The following is a 20,754-nucleotide window of genomic DNA, read 5'->3' as shown; positions in this document are numbered from 1 at the left end:
CAACAAGAAGTTAGCCAAGTAAGTGGCGCAGGCGACAACGTATTAATCAAAATCGTAATCAACCTATAAGGAAACATGCAATGAAAGCACTAACACAACAAGAAGTTAGCCAAGTAAGTGGCGCAGGCGACAACGTATTAATCAAAATCGTAATCAATCTATAAGGATATAGACAATGAAAGAACTAAATACTCAAGACGTACAAGAAGTGAATGGCGCATGTTGCATCTGCTGCATTATCGAAAGAATTCTACGCTAATTAAAAGGACGAAATGATGAAAGAACTGAATACTCAAGATGTACAAGAAGTGAATGGTGCATGCCTCAACAATGTTTGTGTTTTCGACATTATTGACCGGTTGATTAACTAGTCACTTCAGTTAGAGATAAGCCTGGATCTTTCCCAGGCTCTCAATTCAACCAGACATCAGTGATTAAAACTACAGTTTATCTGGTGCAATAACACCACCAATGATGGCTTTAGCTATAGCATGATGTCGGTTGACCGCATCCAATTTATTGATGCAATTTTTGATATGGAAATTGATTGTACTTTCAGACACACCAATGATTTGAGAAGCTTCCCAAGAGGTTTTACCTTCGGCGGTCCAAGTCAGTACTTCTTTTTCTCTGTCTGTTAAGGTTTTTGGTTCACACACATTCACTCGGCTCATAGCAGAATGAAGGTAAGGCCAAATAGAAAGCATGTTCGCTTCAATTTCAAATGCTTTATCATCCGGTATGCGTTCACTGTTCGCGATAGAAAACACACCGATGGTGCCGCCTTTTCCATGGATAGGAATTGAAATTCCATCTTTTAGCCCATATTCGACGGCTTTTTCCATGACTTCTTGTTGGTCTGTTGGCATAGCATCAAAGTCGCGGTGCCACAATATCGGAGCAACTCCACTTTTGGCGTACTCCAATACAGGATCGCTTTGGCGGTAATTGTGTTCGAAGTACCACTCCATCCAATCTTCAGGATAGTTGTTTATCAAAAACACATCGTAATGCTGTGTGTTTAATGGGGTAAATAATGCGATTAGGTAGTAATCGACTCCGAGTGTTTCAGTAATGTCGGCACATAGCCGTTTTAACTGAGGTTGAGTGGTCACTCCGTGACTACTTGAAATTAACTGTTTAACCATTCACCAGTTCCCTCTCTAATGGTTATTTATTCCCTGAATTTGTAGCATTATTCAATGATTAAGCGGTCGATAAGTATAATCTTGTCAATCGTTTAGATATTTATGTCATGCTGGTAATAGTATTAAAGTGCGAGTGATCTCACTGCATTTCACTAAATTATTTGAAACGGGCTGATCAAAAACAAAGAAGTTGTCCAATATTCCACAGGATGAATTGGACTAAAGTTCGGGACTCAACGTGGTGAATGAGAGTTTACCCAGCTTTGCAAAAACTGAATAAAAGCTAAAAGTGCTTCACTGTGCTTGAGTTGTTGAGGGAAAACCAAGTAGATCTCTCTTTTTTGGCTATAGTAAGGCTCCAATATTGCTGATAATTGTCCTCGGTTAAGTGCTGGTTTAACAAGATAATCAGGAAGTTTAATGATGCCTTCACCCTCTATTGCGGCGTCATAAAGTAAAAAGTTGTCGTTGGCGTAAAACGTCCCTTTTGTTTCAGCTTCCTTTAACGTCCCTTGATCCGTGTATTGCCACGTCGTGAGGTGTGGGTCTGATAAACAGTTGTGTGAGCGCAAATCGTCAGGTGTTAATGGCGTGCCAAAGGCGTTGAGATAATCTGGCGAGGCACAACATACATGTCGGTAGTCCATTAAATGCTTGGCTATCATGTTTTCTGGCGGGGTACTTGTCGCTCTTATCGCTAGGTCAAAGGGCTGTTGAGTCAGATCTTGATTTGTGTAGCCAACATCAATATCAAAAGTGATGTCTGGGTGGAGTTTTCGAAAGGCTCGGCACGCAGGCACCAAGTAACGTTGCCCAAAAATAGCCGCACTGGTGATGTTTAACTTCCCTTCGATGGCAGAAGCAGACTGCCTAATTTCTCTCTCCATAAGATTAACGGAAGAGGTAACACCTTGCATTTGCAGCAATACTTTTTGTCCTGATTGAGTCAGCCTAACGCTTCGCGTTGTACGTATCAGTAAGGTGACATCAAGATCGCGCTCTAAGGCATTAATTTGGGTAGACAAATAGCTACGTGAAATCCCCAATTTATCGGCAGCTTGCCCAAAATTCAGGCATTCAGCCACAACACTGAATAAATAATAGCGTTCGAATCGTTTATGCAATCGCATTTCTTGTGGCAGTTTCATCTTTCACCCAAACCATGAAGTATCTATTGTTCCTTATAGTACATTTTATTGTTCTCTATAAAGAATAGTTAATTCTGAATGTGAGGTTTAATCGCAACAAAGCACCGTCTAATATTTAGGTATTACGTTTATGAGGTTTGAGGTGAAAATGTCTAATAATCAACAGAATAGTATGGGTGTATATCAAAACGACCCGTTAGCTGGTATTGAATTTATACAAGGGTATTGGCGAATGGGGGAGTGGGGGATGTCACCTGCTCAGAGGCTGGATTTTGTTAAGCAGCACATAGAGCTGGGAATAACCACCGTAGATCATGCTGCTATTTATGGCGGTGATGTCCCTTGCGAAACCTTGTTTGGTGAGGCACTAGCACTTGAGCCCTCCATCCGGGAGCAACTCCATATCATTACTAAGTTAGGCATTATCGCTCCTCAAACCGAAGGGGGAATTGCCTACTATGACAGCGGTCGTGGTGAGATAATCGGATCGGTAGAGCGCTCACTCAAGCAGCTGGGTGTAGAGCATGTCGATACATTGCTACTGCACCGACCTGATATTTTGCTTCAACCAGAAGAGGTCGCCGAAGCGTTTGAAGTGTTAAGACGCTCAGGTAAAGTGTTGAATTTCGGTGTTTCTAACTTCACAACACATGAATTTTCTTCTCTTCAATCCTATTTGGATGTCACGTTGGTGACCAACCAAGTAGAGATTAATCCCATCAATATGCAAAGCCTCGAAGACGGAACATTGCATCAGTTGCAAGCTCAACGTCGCCGCCCAATGGCTTGGTCATGTTTGGCTGGAGGCAACCTTTTCAACCCATCAACTGAGCAAGATAACCGCGTGTTAACTGTGCTGGAAGAGATAAAAGAAGAAGTGTCTGCCGATTCGATTGATCAAGTGGTGTTTGCTTGGGTGATGGCGCTACCCTCTCGCCCAATCCCTATCATTGGAAGTGGTAAAATAGAACGCGTAAAAACCGCAGTCGCAGCCAAAAATATCTCGTTAACCCGTGAACAATGGTATCGAGTATGGACAGCGTCAAAAGGGCACGGTGTGGCGTAGATTTCTAGCTCCATAACACTTTATAGGAAGGTGAAAGCCTTCCTTCGTCTTGGCCTTAAAAAAACTACTTCTCCTCTATCCTCAACGATAAGTAACTGTTGTATCAGTTACATTTCTAATCAAGATTAATGAGAACCCTGCTCAACTTTTTTTACTGGATAGCTTTCTTTAATTCATACACCTTAAGTTGAGATACGTGATGCATATATAATCGACAGAATTTTTCTTAGCACGCTAACAGGATGTTGCAATGGGAAAGCCAGCTGCAAGGGTAGGAGATTCTCACTCCTGCCCAGACAAAACAGGGAAAATACCGCATGTAGGTGGTCCCATTTCTTCAGGCTCCGGAAACGTTTTTATCGGTGGTATGCCCGCCGCCAGACAAGGTGATTCAATGGTGTGTGTCGGTCCTCCAGATTCTATATCCGGTGGCTCAGGCAGTGTTTTTATCAACGGAAAGCCAGCGGCTCGTATGGGGGATGGTTCATCCCACGGTGGCGTTATCATCTCGGGGTGTGGCACCGTTCTTATTGGCGATCAAGGCTCGCCCAGCTCAGGTGGTGGTAGCTCCTCATCTTCAGGCAAGAAAGGCTCGCCTCCCGAATCCAGTTCTAATGAAGCTCCAGCCCCATCGAATTGGGCTCCTGTTGCTACGCTGGTCACCCAAGGTGTCAATGAAAACCTAACATTAGACAGCATTCCCAAGTCGTCAACTTCCCCTGCGGACTTTGAAAACCAAGCCACTGTTGAAGAGGAAAAAGAGCCTGGAATTGGCTTAGCGATGAAAGATCAAAATGGCTATGTCTACGCCAATAAAAAAGTGGTTATCGAATCTGGCTCATCAACAGTTGATGCTCAAACCAACCACTCCGGGGTACTGGATTTAGAAGAATTCAAAGACGAGAAAGAAGTCACTATCAAATTCTGGCTAAACGAAGAAGATGAAGAGAATTTCGATGTCTACAAAGTCAGTATAAAAACGTTAAAACCACTTTCAGATACGGAAGGTGTACAGCAGCGTTTGGCTAACCAAGGCATGGCATCGGGTAACTCTGATGGTCAATTGGGACCTAAAACTCAAAGCGACATAAAGAACCTGCAATTTATCCAAGGTTTACCACTGACGGGGTCTATAGACGGCGATACCCAAGAGTGGCTAGAAAAGAACGAAAAACTTTCTTAGAGGCGACAATGTATAACCAGCTAAAAGACTACCAGTTAGACTATGACCATATGTTGTTCGACCTTGAATACTATCGGGCAATGCAGGAAAAAATAAACGAATACGCCGGAAGTATTAATGATAAGTATATAAAATACAAAGTAAGATACAGAATTCAAACACTCAATCTAAGCATTCAAGCGCTAGAAGAAGAAATTGATCGCCAAATAACTTTCCATGAAAATATTTCACCTTACCCCAGTTATTCTGAAGATTTAGCCGCGAATAAAGCGCGTTTAGAAGAGCGACAAGCTTTTTATCAGGATTTATTTTCAAAAGCGGAGCTTAAGGTTTCTGACGAGCAAGAAAGCGAACCGTTAGAACCCAATTTTTGGGTGCTAACGGGACACGAAAACACTGAAATACCTACTTTTGAACCTCAATTTACCCGAGATATCGCGACACACGATGAAGAAGACGGCGAGGTGCCCACCACACTGTTAGTTAGACCAAGAGAGTATGACTACAGCAATACCAAGTTCTACTACGCTGACGACGGCAGTGAGATTTATAACCGATTCATATTATGTTGGAACTATGACGATGATGAGCGCACAGCGGGTGAGTCTGATGATTCAGGCTATCATGCCGATAGACTCGAGGCGGTCTACACTAACACCAATGCTGTCGCAACAAAGCTGAGTTCAGAAAGCAGCAGCTTTACTATTGTAAGAAGTGAGGACGGGAAAAAACAATTTGAGTTGAAAAAGCCGGTATTACCACAGTTCTTAGGTGAGAAGTGGCGAACACATTTGCGTGACTCAGGCAGGTTTTCCTCCGAAATTGTAAACGAAAACCAATATTACGCTTATCAACTCACGAATTCGCGCATTAAGTATTTCAAACCAGGTGCGTTCTTTTTATATCCACTTGATCAAAATAAGTTTAAAACCAAACCATTAAGAGAAATAGCGGATTTAAAAGCGCCTGTTTACCCTACAAGGCATACGCTTAAACTGAACAAAGTCGTCTTTGATGTGGAAGAAGAAAGTGCCCCACCACGGATTTATTTGCATTGTACGTTACCGGAATGGAATCACAGGTTAAAAGACGCGCTTGGAATTCTAGAGACGCAAATCAACGAATACAAGCTGGCGTGTCTACCACATCATAAAAAGCTCTATGAGCTTTCTCAAATGTCTCATCTGATGGATATGCACGTACGTATGCCTTATCAAGGGCAAAGCGATATCCATACCACCATCAATCCATTTTTTAATATAGCGCAGCATCAGTTATCAAGTTATCTCGGGCAGTCAAAATTTACTGAGGAGTTGAAAGAGAGAGTTAAGCTCCAAGAGGCCATTTCGGATCTGGAAGAGGGGGTTTCCAATATTATTGAAAACCCAGTTGGGTTTGATATGAATACCCAAAAGCGTCATATTGACAAAGCTGCGAAAGAAGTTTGGAAGTTGCTCCATTCAAAAGCGCTTCTCGCTGAAATCAAACACTATACCGCTTATATCAAAGAAAAATACGAAGAAGGCTTTGATGGGGAAGGTCATCCCGCAGGTCCATATATGGATGAAGAAAATGATTGGGATGCCATTCTCTTTACTATATCAAGGTGTTATGAGGCTCTTTCCTATTCGGATGTGTACCGAGAAATGGTTTGGAACTACGACTTATCGCATGGTTTTGATGAGCTAGCTAAACTTTCTCCAGATGAAGACACTAACGATCTTAGTCTATTAGGAGTGTGGCAAGACGCAATACAGAAAAAAGACGATTCTGATGAATCTTTCCTAGTTAATCAACTAGATGCATTAAAAGAGTCTGTACCAACGTATGATGAAGACACCAAATCTCTATCTCAGTGGATATTATCGAACTATGAAACATATGCGAAACCTTACTTAGGTCACGTGGTTCCCGGTCCAGGCGCCCCTTGTACTCTCCAAGTTATGCTCAGTTGGTACCAAACTGACTGTGTGAAGAAGATTTATCAAAGCCTAAAAAGCGATGCGGCTTATCATGTTAAGTACTTTAATAGTGTACTTAAGATTTTTGGTATTTTGCGGGGCGATGGCAGTTCGGTTATAGATGCGTCTAGTGCTGATAAAGGTGCGGATATTATCAAAGCACTTATCGTTACCCAAAATCATTCAGCAAGTAAAAATAAGCTCCAGAAATCAAAAAATGCCATAAAATCATTTTTTGAAGAAATGAATATAAAATTAGAAGCTTTAGAAGGCAATGGCAAGGACAGAAAAAAAGCGAATTTTTACGGGCAGTTTCGTTTTGATAATGATGAAGCGTCGGCGCGCGCTGCGACTGCAGCGTATTCTCGAGTAGTATATTCAGCGCTGAATGTTTGCCTATCCGTACAAAATATGAATTTACTTGCTGAACAGGCAGAAAAATACAATTGGTCCGAACAAGAGCTATATATCAGATACATGAATTTGCATATTCAAGGAATCATGGATTTTGGAGGAGCAGCAAATAGCGTGCTAGGCGCACTCAGAGTAGCGCAAATTCGCTATGGTGCCGTTAACAATATTGATGTATCTCGCTCACGTTCGTTCAAAGCTATTTCATTTACTCAAGGTTTTATTGGGGACTTTCTGGATAGGTTGGCAATTCCGCTGGGAATTTATCAAGGTATCACTGCGTCTTATGATATACGAGGTCTGCTTGAAGACAGAAAGACCGAAGAAGCACTAGTGGCTGCGACTACCGCTGCGGCAGGTATTATGTTGACGGTTGGCTTCACCGTAAGAATGATCAATACCGTTAAATGGGGTTCGCGTATACCTCATCCAATGGTATCTGGTTTACTTATCTCCGCGGGCACGTTCTTTAACGTTATGATGCTTTTTTATGATCTGGCAAAATTGGCTAAACCTTTCTTCAGTAGTCAATCTCAGAATAACCTTGTTGGGTTATGGGGGGAGGTGAAAAAGCCTGTTCATATACCCAAAGAAACAGTGGAGGCATATGGCTTAAAAACGATGGGAAATAATTCTGTTTGGAATATTGCTGCAAATTTATCTTTCGATGGAGAGCATGATTTAAAAATGCTACTGAATGAAAATCCAATAGATACTTATCAGTTGTTTTATGGACAATCAGATAATACTCCTATCACTACGATAGAAGATTACCATCAAGACGGGGTCATTAGTAGTAAGGGTGTAAACCTTGGAAAATTATCATGGAGAGCAATTGTTCCTTTGTATTTGGAGAAAGATGGAGATGACAAGCCTCGCTATACCAAACAGCAAATTGTAGACCTGGTAGATTTTGATATCGATTGGCTCCATACACTATGGTTTGACGGTATACATAGCGTTGAACAAGTGATTGATTATTACGAAGAGGTCAAAGCACGAACTAAATACAATGAGGAGAAATTTGGTCTTCACGAGTTACCTCATAATTTGACGTTTAATGAGACGAACCTTGGTAATCAAAACCACCCTTCCTTACTGTACATGGGGTTGCAAGAAACCTGCTACTCCAATTTTGGATGCAAATTTATAGAGCATCAGCCCATCTATGTTCTTCTCGAAATGGGGCTATTTACTCCATCTAGCGATCAGCCATTCCACAAATCGCATCTTTGGCAACATCCACACTTTCATTTAAACCCTATATCGATTCCAAAGGATTGACTGTGTTAAAAAAACTACTGCTTATAACCTTTATCCTTTTTTCTTATCCTACTATTGGTTATGAAGAGAAAGATCGACAAAGAATCGCCAGCGAATCTGAAGAGATAAGAAGATTCCTTGAAGTTTACAAGGGAAACACTGGGTATGCCTATGTTTTTGAGGAAGGAGTAAACTTTAAATATTTAGCTGATTCAAAGGATTCAAAAGATAATAGTTCTGTTGTACGAAGGTTTCAGAAAACATCATTTAATGGTGGAAACTATAGAATTTTCTATACTCATAGTACATATCGAAATCATGCTGTTGTAAATTCTCAGGGAAATATAGTTCAACTCGTAGTAAGTGTTGAGCCTACAAGAAACTGGAATCATAAGGATCTTATTGATTTTATTTCGTCTTTGAAAAACCTAGAATACCTGTCAATAAGGTTTAATGATGAGGCTGTAGATAAGATAGATCTTTCAAAAAATAGTGAATTAAGACAAGTTAATTTAAACAAGCTTTCTTCTGGAACAGTAATACTCCCAAAAGTTAGTATGTTAGAAGTCTTAAACTCATATTCTAAAAAAGATGTTCTCTTTGAGAATATAATGTATCAAGAAAATGTCAAAGCAATGGGTATATCTGGCGGTGCTTTTGACCTATCAGAGATTTCAAATCTTAAGAAAATCGAAAATTTATATTTGTCTTATGCAAAGCATATTAATAGTGAGATTGAAGTAGAGATCTCATTTTCTGAGTTAGTTAATTTAGAAAGACTATATATCCCAAGTGGAACAAATATATCAGCAATCAATTTAGTAAAACTGGAAAACCTTAAGGTTTTAGGCCTTGGAGGTAATAATAGCTACGCACATTTAACAATTCCACGTAAAGTTGAATACCTCTCAAGTGGCGGGAAGGTAAATACAAATCTGCCTGATCTTTCAAAAAGTAAGAATCTAAAAACCTTCATATCTAAAAAAACATCGATTAAAGATTTGAATGGATTAAGTGACCTTCCTTACTTAGAAGAAGTGATTATAGAAAATAGCAAGCTACAAAGTCTTAATGGCTTGAACAACCTCCCTTCTTTGAAAACGCTTACGATACATTATGGAGAGTTAAAAACAATTGGTGATATTCATTCATTAAATGCTTTAGAGGAAATAGAGTTGGAATATCAGCAGTTTGAAGATTTAGATGGTTTGAAGAATCTCCCTTCCTTAAAATCACTAATTATTGATGGGGGAACTATCAAGAGTTTAGTTAAACTAGAAGGAATTGATAGCTTAGAAAAGTTAGGGGTTATGAACCAAGAGATTACAAAGGTAGAGAATATTGACCACTTTAAAAACCTAAAGTATGTGTCTTATCGAGGAAACCCAATTGAGGAACTGGATTTCAAAAATATTGAAAACTTAGCTTATTGTAAAGTTGACATATATGAAACAAAATTCTATGAATCAATGTCTGACGTAGATAAGAAAAAGTTAAAAAACTTACACAGAAAGGGCAACATTAATGGGAGGCAATGATCATGATTTATGTTCAAGTTATCGCCGTTATTACGCTTCTCATTAACTTTCTAATGAGTACTATCCATGAGTTTTCAAACGGCGAAGAAACGTTTATGGATTACGCGAGTATTTTGGTATTGAGCTACATTATTGTTCTAATAATTAATTTTTTCTTTCTTCGACGAAATAATGAGTAGTGAAGTTCTGTTCCATTTTCTGGAAATCTATTATTCGAAAATATAAGTCTAGTGCCTCATATACTATTAACTCCTAAATTTATAGAGTATCAGCCCATCTATGTTCTTTTAGAAATGGGGGTATTTACACCACCAGAGAATCAACCATTCTATAAATCACATTTATGGAATCACACACATTTTAATGTGAAGCCCATATTGATAAAAAGGGTTAATTTTGATTAGTAAGCTATTAATTTCAATATTTATTTTCTACTCATTTCCGTTGTTCGCTTATGAAATGACAGAGCGAAAAATGATACTAAGCTACTCACCTGAGGCTAAGAGCTTTGTTGAAATACATGATGGATATATAGGGTATTCATACGTTTTAGAAGCAGGAAAACGTATGAATTATTTACCTGAATCAGAATCTATAATTGATAATAGTTCTGTAGTTCGGATGTTTAAGAGAGCATCTTTTAATGGTGGTAAGTATATAAATTTTTATAATTATAAGAAATATAAAAATCATGTTGTAATTAATGAAAATGGACACATAATCCAACTAGTTCTTCATATATTATCTAATAAGCAACATAGTCATGGAGAATTAATGGATTTTATATCATCCCTTAAAAGCTTGGAATATTTGTCATTAGAATTTAATAATAGTAAAATAAAAGAATTAGATCTAACTACATTAAAAAATCTGAAACAAGTAAGAATAAATAAACTAAGCGATGGAATTATAAGTCTACCAATAGAAAGCAAACTTGAAGTTTTAGATTTATATTCAGAAAAAAAAATAAAAATAAATAATATAAAATATCAGAAATATATTAGAGCATCCTCTTTAGTTGGTGCTTATATGAGGCTTTCTGATTTTGAAGAGCTTAATAACCTTGAAGTATTAGACTTGTTTTACTCTAGAGATAATACTTTGGATACAGAGGTGATATTTAATTTATCAAATCTTGGTAAATTGGAATCATTATACTTGCCGACTGAGAAAAACGTAAAGTCCATTGGGTTGAAAGGTCTAGTTAATCTTAAGAAACTAAGTTTTGGTTCAGATAATGACTACTCGCATACCATTATTCCAGAGAATGTAGAGTATGTAATTGCTGGTGGTGAAATAAACAATAGTATTCCAGACTTTTCTAAAAATAATAAGTTAAAGAAACTTATCCTGAGGAATACTTCCATAAAAAACTTAAAAGGACTTAGTAATCTTCCTAAATTGGAGGAGATAATTATTGAACATAGTAAACTTGAAACTATGGATGGACTCAAAAACCTTCCTTCTCTCAAAAAATTAACAATTTACGGTGGAAACCTAACTGAAATCGGAAAAATGGAAGGTGTGGAAAATTTGGAGGAGTTGGTAATTACACGAAATAAAATTAAAGAAGTTAAAAATGTTAACCATCTTTCATCTTTAACATTTCTCCGTTTATTTAATAATCAAATTGATACGTTGGATTTTAATGAAGTAAAAGATCTTGCTTATTGTGGAATTGGTCTCCTATATAACCCTATTGAAAAAACCATGACAAAAGAAGACGAGGAAAAATTAGAGAATTTATATGAATACGGCAATATTAACGGGAAGCAATGATCATGATCTATATTCAAACTATTGCCGTTATTACACTTCTCATTAACTTCCTAATGAGTACTATCCATGAGTTTTCAGACGGCGAAGAAACGTTTATGGATTACGCGAGTATTTTGGTATTGAGCTACATTATTGTATTGGTAGTGAATAAGCTATTTTTCAGGCGTGATGATACATAGATAATTCAACTAGTGTTACTCAAAGCATGTTGAATCAAGTATATTTAAGCGGTTTGTTTACCGCTTAGAACAAAGGAGGCTTTCGCCTCCTTTGTTCTATACCTTTCTAACTATCAGCGATTTTTCGCCATTTCGCGTAGCGCTTCTTTCTCGGCGTCGGATAGGAAAGCGATGTCCAAACCGTTGATTTGAGCTTGGCGAATCTGCTCTTGGCTTAAGCCTGCTGCTGGAGCTGCCACTTCAAATTCATAAGGCTGCTCGATGCCTTCAACTGCTGGGTCATCGGTATTAATACACGCTTTCACGCCGTGCTCTAGGAACGTTTTCAGCGGGTGGTTAGCAAGAGAATCAACCGTGCTGGTTTGGAAGTTAGACGTTAGGCAAGATTCAATACCAATACCGTGTTCAGCAAGGTAATCCATCAACTTAGGATCGTGAATCGCTTTCACGCCGTGCCCGATACGGACAGCGCCAAGTTCTTGAATCGCTTGCCACATACTTTCTGCACCTGCTGCTTCACCTGCGTGAATTGTGACTTGTAAGCCTGCGTCTTGAACCTGCTTGAAGTGGTTAACAAAGCGATCGCCTGGTTGACCAAGTTCATCACCGGCTAGGTCAATAGCAACCAATTTGTCTTTGTGTGCAAGTAAACCGTCCAGTTCTTGTTGGCAAGCATCTTGGCCAAATGTACGGCTCATAATTCCGATAAGGTTGGTTTTTACACCGTAGTCGCGTGAACCAGCTTGTACCCCATCAATCACCGCTTCTACTACACCTTCAATAGGCAGTTTATGTTTCATTGCCATGTAGTAAGGCGAGAAACGAAGTTCAGCGTAATCGATTTGAGCATTCAATGCGTCTTCTACGTTTTCGTAAGCAATACGACGACATGCATCCAAGTCACCCAGTACGGCTACACCCCAGTCTAACTTGGACAGGAATGCAACGAGTGAAGGCTCAGCTTCAACAATTTGTACGTGCGGACGAAGCGCTTCCAAATCGTATGCGGGAAGTGCCACGCCAAATTTTTTGCCAAGATCAAGAATCGTCTGGCTACGGACGTTACCGTCAAGGTGGCGGTGAATATCAGTTAAAGGCAGGTTTTTGGTGATCATGTTTACTTCCTAAATGCGACGAGTTTCGGCTAATTCGCCTAAGTATAAAAATCATTTAGTAAACTGTCAGTACCATAAGAACAGATTATTGTTTGATCAGTGCTGCTTTTCTTTAATGTTCACTAAATCTGTTGGCCATTCTGAGAAAGGAACCGGTCGGCTAAACAAAAATCCTTGCGCTTGAGGGCAGTCGAGTAAGCGAAGCAGTTCGGCTTGCTCTGTGGTTTCGACCCCTTCTGCCACAAGATTCACCTTGAAGCCCTTTGTGATATTCACAATAGCGGCGACGACAGACGTTTCTATTTGCTCTCTTTCTAGTTGAACGATGAACGAGCGGTCTATTTTCAAGCAATCAAAGGGCAATTTGTGGAGATAAGCAAGCGATGAATAACCGGTTCCAAAGTCATCAATGGCAATCTTAATGTTTAAATCTTTAATGGCTTGCATGTTTTTCAAGATAATCGGGTCGTTATCGACGATTCTCGATTCTGTAATCTCAAGCGTTAAGTTTTGGGCGTTTAGCCGTGTGTACTTAAGCACCATTTCCAATTCTTCAGTAAACCCTGGCTGGGATAATTGATTCACGGAGAGGTTAACGTGCAAGCTGAATTCGGGGTGCCATTGCCCATTTTGAATAGCATTGGCGGTATCACTGCATGCTTTCAGTAAGATTTGCGAACCAATGTCGCCAATTAAGCCGCTTTCTTCTGCAATAGGAATGAAGTCGAGAGGTGGTACGACCCCATTTTCTTCCGAGACCCAACGTGCCAAGGCTTCAGCCCCTAGGATTTCTCCACTTTCTAAATCAATGATGGGTTGATAAAACGGGACAAATTCACTGTTGGCAATCGCTTCATTCAAGTTGGCGAGAGTTTGTGTTTTCTTACGAGAAACATCGGCCATTTCAGGTCGGTAGTACACAACGCGGAGCGCGTCCTGCTTGGCGTTGCTTAAGGCGATGCTGCTGTTACGTAGCCATGTGCTCATATCATTTTTATCGCACGATAAAACAATACCGATGGAGACGTTGACGACCACTGTCTCTGTACCCATATTGAATGGTGAGCTAAACGACTGTTTTATTCGAGTAACTAACTGCTCGACTGCCATTTCAGAGCCATTTCTAGGATCATAAATGGCGAATTCATCGCCTGCGACTCTGGCAAGTAATACACGTTCGTGGCAAATATTCTTTAGTCGCTGAGCAATAATGGTTAATAGTTGGTCGCCATTGTAATGACCTAAACTGTCGTTGATGTCTCGGAAGCGATCGATGCCAATGAGAATCAAGGATCCGGGTAGGGAAGATTTCAGATTACTGCTCGTTTCGATAAGACCTTGGCGGCTGTAGAGCTGAGTTAAAGAGTCGTAGACCAACTGAGTTCGTAGTGCTTCAAATGAAGCCTTTAAGTTTTGAGTCATGTTGTTGAATGCCGACACCAACATACTGGTTTCAAATACTTTGCCCGGTTCTGGCATCGGGCTGTCCCAATCACCTTTGGCTATTTCTCGTGCTGCGTTCGCTGTCGTTGTAATTGGGTGTGTAATGCGATTAAAAACCAATACACCGATCAAAAAGCCCAATAAGCTGAAGGTCATACCAATCAGCCAACCACGTTGTTGTTGCTCTGGTAAGTCACCTAACAAATCGTGCTCAGAAATGGTAACGACAATGTACCATTCCAGCCCGTATGGATTGGTGTAGCGAGACAGTTTATTGAAGTAGCGATCCCCACTGGTAACGTAGTCAAACATTACAGGTTGACTTTTGGCTTCCAAACGGTTGCTCGCGATGTACTTTGCACTGGTTTGTACAACAGGGTTCGTGCTTTCTGTCATTTGTAGCCGCTGCCCTTTTATGGTCATCGGCGTGCCTTTGGATACCACGCTAGAGTTATCCGAATGCGCTACCAAGCGGTTATCATGATCGAAGATAAAAATGGAGGCAGCCGTTCTCTTTTTTTGATCCACAAGGAAATTGTTGAACGTGTCGATTTTAATATCCGCGACCATGACGCCAATCAGCTCATCGCTCACAATTACAGGAGTGGTTGCGGATAATGTAATTTCTTGGCGTTCATCCGCATTGGTATAAATGTTAGACCACGATGGGGAGCGTGATTCTGCCGCAGGGACATACCATGGACGAATTCTAGGGTCATAACCTTGAAAGGTGGATTTAGCACCTGACTCGATATTTCTACCGGAGTAGATAACCAAATCATTTTCGGTGCGTTTGTCTTGGAGCATCAAGGTAAAATCAGAGGTGGATTCTCGCCTAAAGCCGACAAACTCGCCTTCTTTACCACCAAAACCGACCACATCTAAGTGGGGGATGTTTTTGTATAAATGATTAAAACTTAAGGAGAGGAAATTCTCGATTTGATTGAGATTACCGAGCTGATACAGCTCGTTAAATTCGACGGATTTACTCAACGTAATGTTGGCTTGATAGGGCTCATCTAAAAAGATCGACAAACGGCTTTTAACGTTCTCAGTAAATGCCATGAGCTGCTTATGGCTCAAATTAGACACCATATTCTCGAAGCTGCTCTTTTGTACGAATGCAATTACCCCAAATGTGAACATGAATACGATCACAAAGGGTAAAATGACAGCCATTCGTAAAGTAATCTTTTTATTCGCCATTGCCCTACATACAGTTAGTGAACGCCATCCTGTAATCAAGATAAGAGGCGCTATTGTAAAGGCTAGATATCAAGCTCGCGAGTCTTTTTTGAACAATTCGACTAAATGTTTAACTCTTTTAGCTTTCTGGTGAGCGTATTCCGTCCCCATCCTAGAACTTTAGCGGCATCCTGCTTATGACCATTAGTATGATTTAGCGCTGTTTTTAAAAGTATACGTTCAAATTCAGGGAGTGCATAAGAAAGGAGCTCAGTTTCGCCAGAAGTCAGAGCTTCTTTCGCCCATTCTTCTAGTTGAGACTGCCAACCGCCATTTTCATGAGAATTGGGCACGGATTTTGTCTCTTCGAACAGTTCTCGCGGTAAGTCAGAGGGCAAAACTTCATTCCCGCTGGCCATTACGGTTAGCCATCGGCAAATGTTTTCTAATTGACGAACGTTACCAGGCCAGGGCAGCTGGTTGAGGTTAAGAACCGTGTCTGGATGCAAGGTTTTCATTTCCACGCCCAGCTCTTCGGCGGCGAGGTTCAAAAAGTGTTGTGTGAGTTTTTCAATGTCTTGCTTACGTTCACGTAGAGCGGGAATGTGTACACGGATAACATTCAAGCGATGGAAGAGATCTTCACGAAAGTCACCATCATGAACCAGCTTTTCTAGGTTTTGGTGGGTGGCTGCAATGATGCGCACGTCCACATTGATGGGAGAGTGACCGCCAACACGGTAAAATTGCCCGTCTGCCAAAACTCGCAGTAAACGAGTTTGGATATCGAGTGGCATGTCGCCAATTTCATCTAGGAACAAAGTACCGCCATTGGCTTGTTCAAAGCGCCCTTGGCGAACGGTGTTTGCCCCCGTAAATGCGCCTTTTTCATGACCAAACAACTCAGACTCGATCAAATCTTTAGGGATAGCAGCCATGTTCAAGGCGATGAAAGGGCTCTTTGCCCTAGGGCTATGGCGGTGCAAAGCATGAGCGACCAGCTCTTTACCAGTGCCTGATTCGCCGTTTATTAAAACCGAAATGGAAGAACGAGATAAACGCCCAATAGCACGAAATACTTCCTGCATGGCTGGGGCTTCACCGATGATCTCTGGGGCATCGCTGGTAAGAGGATCGGTGCTTTCTTGATGCCTTTTTTGTTCATGGCTGTGCGCGATGGCACGCTCAACGAGTGTTAGGGTCTCATCGATATCGAAAGGCTTGGGCAGGTATTCAAATGCGCCTTTCTGATAGGCGTTCACCGCAGCGTCGAGATCCGAGTGCGCCGTCATGATAATGACAGGTAAGTCTGGGTACTGCTGATGAACTTCTTTAAGTAGGTCTAAACCATCGATGCCGGGCATACGTATGTCGGACACCAGTACATCAGGTACTTGCCGTTCTAACGCCATAAGCACGCTTTCAGCATCGGCAAACGTCTCACACTGAATTTGTGCCGAAGATAAGGTTTTTTCCATAACCCAGCGGATAGAACTGTCGTCATCAACGACCCATACAAAGCCTTTACTCATTGCGCTCTCTCCTAACAGCAATACCTGATCATTTGATTGGTAAAATTATGGTGAATGTGGTTTTTCCGGGCCAGCTTTCGACATCGATTTTTCCCTGATGCTGGTCGATTAAGTTTTGTGAGATCGATAGTCCGAGCCCTGTGCCACCCTCACGCCCACTCACCATGGGGTAAAATAGCGTGTCTTGAAGCTCCCCAGGAATACCTGGACCGTTATCGATAATGTCTAACTTGGCAGCCAGTTTGTAGCGCTGCCCATGAATGTTGGCTTGATGCACCGTTCTGGTGCGAAGCACAATTTCCCCGTGTTGTTGGTCGCCTAGAATTTGTGCGGCGTTACTGACAATATTCAGCAATGCCTGCTCAATTTGGTCAGAATCCATCATGAGTGGCGGTAAACTCGGATCGTAATCACGCTTGATAGAGAGCGATTTTGTTGAGTCTAATTCAACCAACTGACGGACTTTTTCTAGCGCGAGGTGAAGATTCGCTTCGCGTTTTTCACCTGGCTTTTGTGGGCCAAGTAAACGGTCGACCAGCGCGCGGAGCCTATCGGCCTGTTCGATAATGATTTGCGTATATTCCCCAAGGCTTGGATCCGGCAACATTTTGGATAAAAGCTGCGCCGCCCCGCGAAGCCCCCCTAAAGGGTTTTTGATTTCATGGGCTAACCCTCGAACCAGAACTTTTGCTGCTTGTTGCTGAGCGTGTTGATTCAACTCTTGGCTTAATCGGCGCTGCTGACCAATTTTCCTAAGCTCAACTAATAGGAGCAGTTGTTTTTCCCACGTGAAAGGGCTGACCGTGACTTCGACCATTGTCGGCTTTCCATCAATCACAAAGGTGACGTCGCTGTCTGTGATGCTTTGACCTGTCTGTAATGGTTGGGTCAGCATGCTTAAATCCATCGAAGCGTGTTGGATCAATTCTGCGAGCTTGCAGGTTTGAAGGCGTTTTGCACTTTGTGAGAAAAGCAGCTCTGCAGCAGGGTTAGCGTAGTGCACGGCGAGCTGCTCATCTAGCAGCATGGTGGCTGTGACGATGTTGTCGAGAATGGCGGTAGAGCGCAGATCGAGGGTGGTCATGTCCTTACCTTATAGTTTGCACCAAAATGGTGCGTCGCCTGTTTAGTATGGAGCATGAACCTTAAAAGAAAAAGTTAATAAACCGAAATTGGCTCGTTAATCCTTATTATCCCGTGGATTTCACCCTCGCTCGATGCAAATGCACCGTTACTGGAGAGGTTGATGCAATAAGCTTGCCGTCTCTAACTGCTTGTACAGCAAGTACATGAGTGCCTCTATCGACATTGATAAGCTGCCACAGTGGCTTGTTTTGTGGAGCGCCGTAAGGCTTCCCATCGAGCATCAATTGGAGTCGCTCACCAATGCCCAGTTTCCGGTTTTGGTCCACTTGAACATTGATGATGCCGCGATTGCTTCGGATGGTTTGATCTTGCTCTAGATTGCTAATAGAAAGAGACAGTGGTGCCGCCTTCTTTGGCTTTTTCTTTTCATCTGCCTCGGTCTTAGCTGTCTGTTTATTTTTCAGAGGTTTTGCTGGTGTAAAAACAGGGTCGGGAGTACTGGTTTTGGCGTTTGGTAAAACAAACGATTCTTTTTTATTGGCAGGACCATCGGGTGGCGTGTCGCTGATGTGAAGGATGCCGTCGTCATCGACCCATGAGTAGACCGTTTGGGCAATGGCGGCAGGAGCAATCATCAAACTAAGCACAGGAAGTAGGGTGATCAGTTTCATTGTAAGCACCAGTGTAGAGTACGTTAAAAGTTATTAGCTGCGCCTCTGATTATGTTTTTAAGTAAGGTTGGGCGTCACGCTAAAATGCTGGAGTTTTAACCTAATGCTAAGGGCTTGTTAATTAAAGTGAAATATAAAAAAGGCCCGCCTGCGAGGCGAGCCTAATAATTATGTAAATAATTACATCAATTTTACACTGAGTAGTAAAGTTCAAACTCAAGTGGGTGAGTCGTCATGTTGATTTGCTCAACTTCTTTAGACTTCAATGTGATGTAAGAATCGATGAAGTCATCAGAGAATACGCCACCTGCAGTTAGGAACTCACGATCTTCGTCTAGTGCTTGAAGCGCTTCTTGTAGAGATTCCGCTACTGTTGGGATCTCTGCCGCTTCTTCAGCTGGAAGGTCGTAAAGGTCTTTATCCATTGCTTCACCAGGGTGGATCTTGTTCTTAATACCGTCAAGACCAGCCATAAGCATACAAGCAAACGCTAGGTATGGGTTTCCTGTTGGATCTGGGAAACGTACTTCGATACGACGTGCTTTCGGGCTTGGTACCACTGGGATACGGATAGAAGCAGAACGGTTACGTGCAGAGTATGCAAGCATTACAGGTGCTTCGAAGCCAGGTACAAGACGCTTGTATGAGTTCGTAGAAGCGTTCGCAAATGCGTTGATTGCACGAGCGTGCTTGATGATACCGCCAATGTAGTGAAGCGCCATTTCAGATAGACCACCGTACTTGTCGCCAGCGAACAGGTTAACACCGTCTTTCGCTAGAGATTGGTGTACGTGCATGCCGCTACCGTTGTCACCAACAAGTGGCTTAGGCATGAATGTCGCTGTCTTACCAAATGCGTGTGCAACGTTGTGTACCACGTATTTGTAAATTTGGATTTCATCCGCTTTTTCAGTCAATGTGTTGAAACGTGTAGCGATTTCGTTTTGACCAGCAGTCGCAACTTCATGGTGGTGTGCTTCAACAACTAGACCCATTTCTTCCATGATCAAACACATAGCAGAACGGATATCTTGAGATGAATCAACTGGTGCTACTGGGAAGTAACCACCTTTAACGCCTGGACGGTGACCTTTGTTACCGCCTTCAATTTCAGAACCTGTGTTCCAAGCTGCTTCGATGTCGTCAATCTTAAAGAAAGAACCAGACATGTCAGTGTTGAATTTCACGTCGTCAAATAGGAAGAACTCTGGCTCAGGACCAACAAGAACAGTGTCCGCTACGCCAGATGAGCGCATGTATTCTTCAGCGCGCTTAGCGATAGAGCGAGGGTCACGGTCGTAGCCTTGCATAGTAGCAGGCTCTAGAATGTCACAACGTACGTTTAGCGTTGCATCTTCAGTGAATGGGTCAAGAACTGCGCTTGATGCATCCGGCATCATCACCATGTCTGACTCGTTGATGCCTTTCCAGCCAGCAACAGAAGAACCATCGAACATTTTACCTTCTTCGAAGAAGTCTGCATCGACTTGGTGAGCAGGGATAGAAATGTGCTGTTCTTTACCTTTAGTGTCGGTAAAGCGTAGGTCAACAAACTTAACTTCGTTTTCTTGGATTAACGATAGAACGTTTTCTACTGACATCTTGGATAACCTCCAGTGTTATTAAAGCGTTGGTGCACAAGTTTAGTTAAACCGGCATTGATTAATATAAATATTTAATAGCATTAATCGATGACAGTTCTGTGAAAGCTAAAAGTGTGCCAAAAAATAGATCCTTTAAATATCATGCAGTTATAACTTCATTTTCGATTTTGGTGCTTCATGTTGCACCATGATGATCTGCATTTGCACCAATATGGTGCAATCAAAATGAGCTGACTAGCACGATAGAGTCAGACCTATTCAGCGATCAATTGGCATGTTTGTCAATCGACTTTTTACGCCTCGAAAATCAAGTTTTCGGGTATCAAAATGGTTTAATTAACTCAAATGTTACAAATAGCGCCACTTTTCGCCGCTTGAGATCACATATTCCTAGGATTTTTCCTAAAATCTGGTACATTATTGACCGTTTTTTAAATCAAGT

At 41.5% G+C, this 20,754-nt stretch carries 15 protein-coding genes; 7 read left to right on the top strand and 8 right to left on the bottom strand.

The window, feature by feature from the left end; genetic code table 11:
* Nucleotides 1–440: 440 nt before the first annotated feature.
* Both Q8W40_RS22405 and Q8W40_RS22400 read right to left on the bottom strand, forming a co-directional pair.
* A complete protein-coding gene (locus Q8W40_RS22405) occupies nucleotides 441–1,148 on the bottom strand; it encodes a helix-turn-helix transcriptional regulator (RefSeq protein ID WP_305400369.1) in 708 nt (235 codons plus the stop codon).
* A 233-nt stretch (nucleotides 1,149–1,381) separates the two neighbouring features.
* Complete coding sequence (locus Q8W40_RS22400; protein WP_305400367.1) at nucleotides 1,382–2,296, bottom strand: LysR substrate-binding domain-containing protein; 915 nt, start codon at nucleotides 2,294–2,296, stop codon at nucleotides 1,382–1,384.
* A 148-nt stretch (nucleotides 2,297–2,444) separates the two neighbouring features.
* On the opposite strand from Q8W40_RS22400, the gene Q8W40_RS22395 reads away from it, so the two are divergent.
* From Q8W40_RS22395 to Q8W40_RS22365, 7 genes are all read left to right on the top strand, one after another.
* Nucleotides 2,445–3,362 (top strand): aldo/keto reductase, encoded by a 918-nt coding sequence (locus Q8W40_RS22395; protein WP_305400366.1) that lies wholly within the window; start codon nucleotides 2,445–2,447, stop codon nucleotides 3,360–3,362.
* Between the two features lie 250 nt (nucleotides 3,363–3,612).
* Entirely contained in the window at nucleotides 3,613–4,545 is a 933-nt protein-coding gene (locus tag Q8W40_RS22390; protein WP_305400365.1) for a PAAR domain-containing protein, read from the top strand.
* An 8-nt stretch (nucleotides 4,546–4,553) separates the two neighbouring features.
* Nucleotides 4,554–8,201, top strand: a complete 3,648-nt coding sequence (locus Q8W40_RS22385; protein ID WP_305400363.1) for a hypothetical protein — start codon at nucleotides 4,554–4,556, stop codon at nucleotides 8,199–8,201.
* Nucleotides 8,202–8,203: 2 nt separating this feature from the next.
* Nucleotides 8,204–9,718, top strand: coding sequence for a leucine-rich repeat domain-containing protein (locus tag Q8W40_RS22380; RefSeq protein ID WP_305400362.1), 1,515 nt, complete (start codon nucleotides 8,204–8,206; stop codon nucleotides 9,716–9,718).
* A gap of 2 nt (nucleotides 9,719–9,720) precedes the next feature.
* On the top strand, nucleotides 9,721–9,897 hold the full coding sequence (locus tag Q8W40_RS22375; RefSeq protein ID WP_305400361.1) for a hypothetical protein: 177 nt from the start codon (nucleotides 9,721–9,723) through the stop codon (nucleotides 9,895–9,897).
* Between the two features lie 295 nt (nucleotides 9,898–10,192).
* Nucleotides 10,193–11,497 carry a leucine-rich repeat domain-containing protein gene (locus tag Q8W40_RS22370; protein WP_305400359.1) on the top strand — a complete coding sequence of 435 codons (1,305 nt, stop codon included), beginning with the start codon at nucleotides 10,193–10,195 and terminating at the stop codon, nucleotides 11,495–11,497.
* Nucleotides 11,498–11,499: 2 nt separating this feature from the next.
* Entirely contained in the window at nucleotides 11,500–11,676 is a 177-nt protein-coding gene (locus Q8W40_RS22365; RefSeq protein ID WP_305400357.1) for a hypothetical protein, read from the top strand.
* A gap of 113 nt (nucleotides 11,677–11,789) precedes the next feature.
* On the opposite strand, the gene add is transcribed toward Q8W40_RS22365, so the two are convergent.
* The 6 genes from add to glnA form a co-directional block, all read right to left on the bottom strand.
* A complete protein-coding gene (gene add / locus Q8W40_RS22360; protein ID WP_305400356.1) occupies nucleotides 11,790–12,791 on the bottom strand; it encodes an adenosine deaminase in 1,002 nt (333 codons plus the stop codon).
* A gap of 96 nt (nucleotides 12,792–12,887) precedes the next feature.
* Nucleotides 12,888–15,440: a bifunctional diguanylate cyclase/phosphodiesterase gene (locus Q8W40_RS22355; protein ID WP_305400355.1), complete on the bottom strand. Its 2,553-nt coding sequence runs from the start codon at nucleotides 15,438–15,440 to the stop codon at nucleotides 12,888–12,890.
* Between the two features lie 101 nt (nucleotides 15,441–15,541).
* Entirely contained in the window at nucleotides 15,542–16,951 is a 1,410-nt protein-coding gene (gene glnG, locus Q8W40_RS22350; protein ID WP_305400354.1) for a nitrogen regulation protein NR(I), read from the bottom strand.
* A 28-nt stretch (nucleotides 16,952–16,979) separates the two neighbouring features.
* The gene (glnL, locus tag Q8W40_RS22345; RefSeq protein ID WP_101114609.1) at nucleotides 16,980–18,035 is read right to left on the bottom strand and encodes a nitrogen regulation protein NR(II); all 1,056 of its coding nucleotides are present in this window, start codon (nucleotides 18,033–18,035) and stop codon (nucleotides 16,980–16,982) included.
* A 106-nt stretch (nucleotides 18,036–18,141) separates the two neighbouring features.
* Nucleotides 18,142–18,708, bottom strand: a complete 567-nt coding sequence (locus tag Q8W40_RS22340) for a DUF4124 domain-containing protein (RefSeq protein ID WP_305400353.1) — start codon at nucleotides 18,706–18,708, stop codon at nucleotides 18,142–18,144.
* A gap of 191 nt (nucleotides 18,709–18,899) precedes the next feature.
* A complete protein-coding gene (glnA, locus tag Q8W40_RS22335; protein WP_305400351.1) occupies nucleotides 18,900–20,309 on the bottom strand; it encodes a glutamate--ammonia ligase in 1,410 nt (469 codons plus the stop codon).
* Between the last annotated feature and the right edge of the window lie 445 nt (nucleotides 20,310–20,754).

This window comes from Vibrio penaeicida, assembly GCF_030689305.1.
Taxonomy (GTDB): domain Bacteria; phylum Pseudomonadota; class Gammaproteobacteria; order Enterobacterales; family Vibrionaceae; genus Vibrio; species Vibrio penaeicida_B.
Note: the sequence above shows the minus strand (reverse complement) of the source record. Positions and strands in the feature narration are given on the sequence as shown.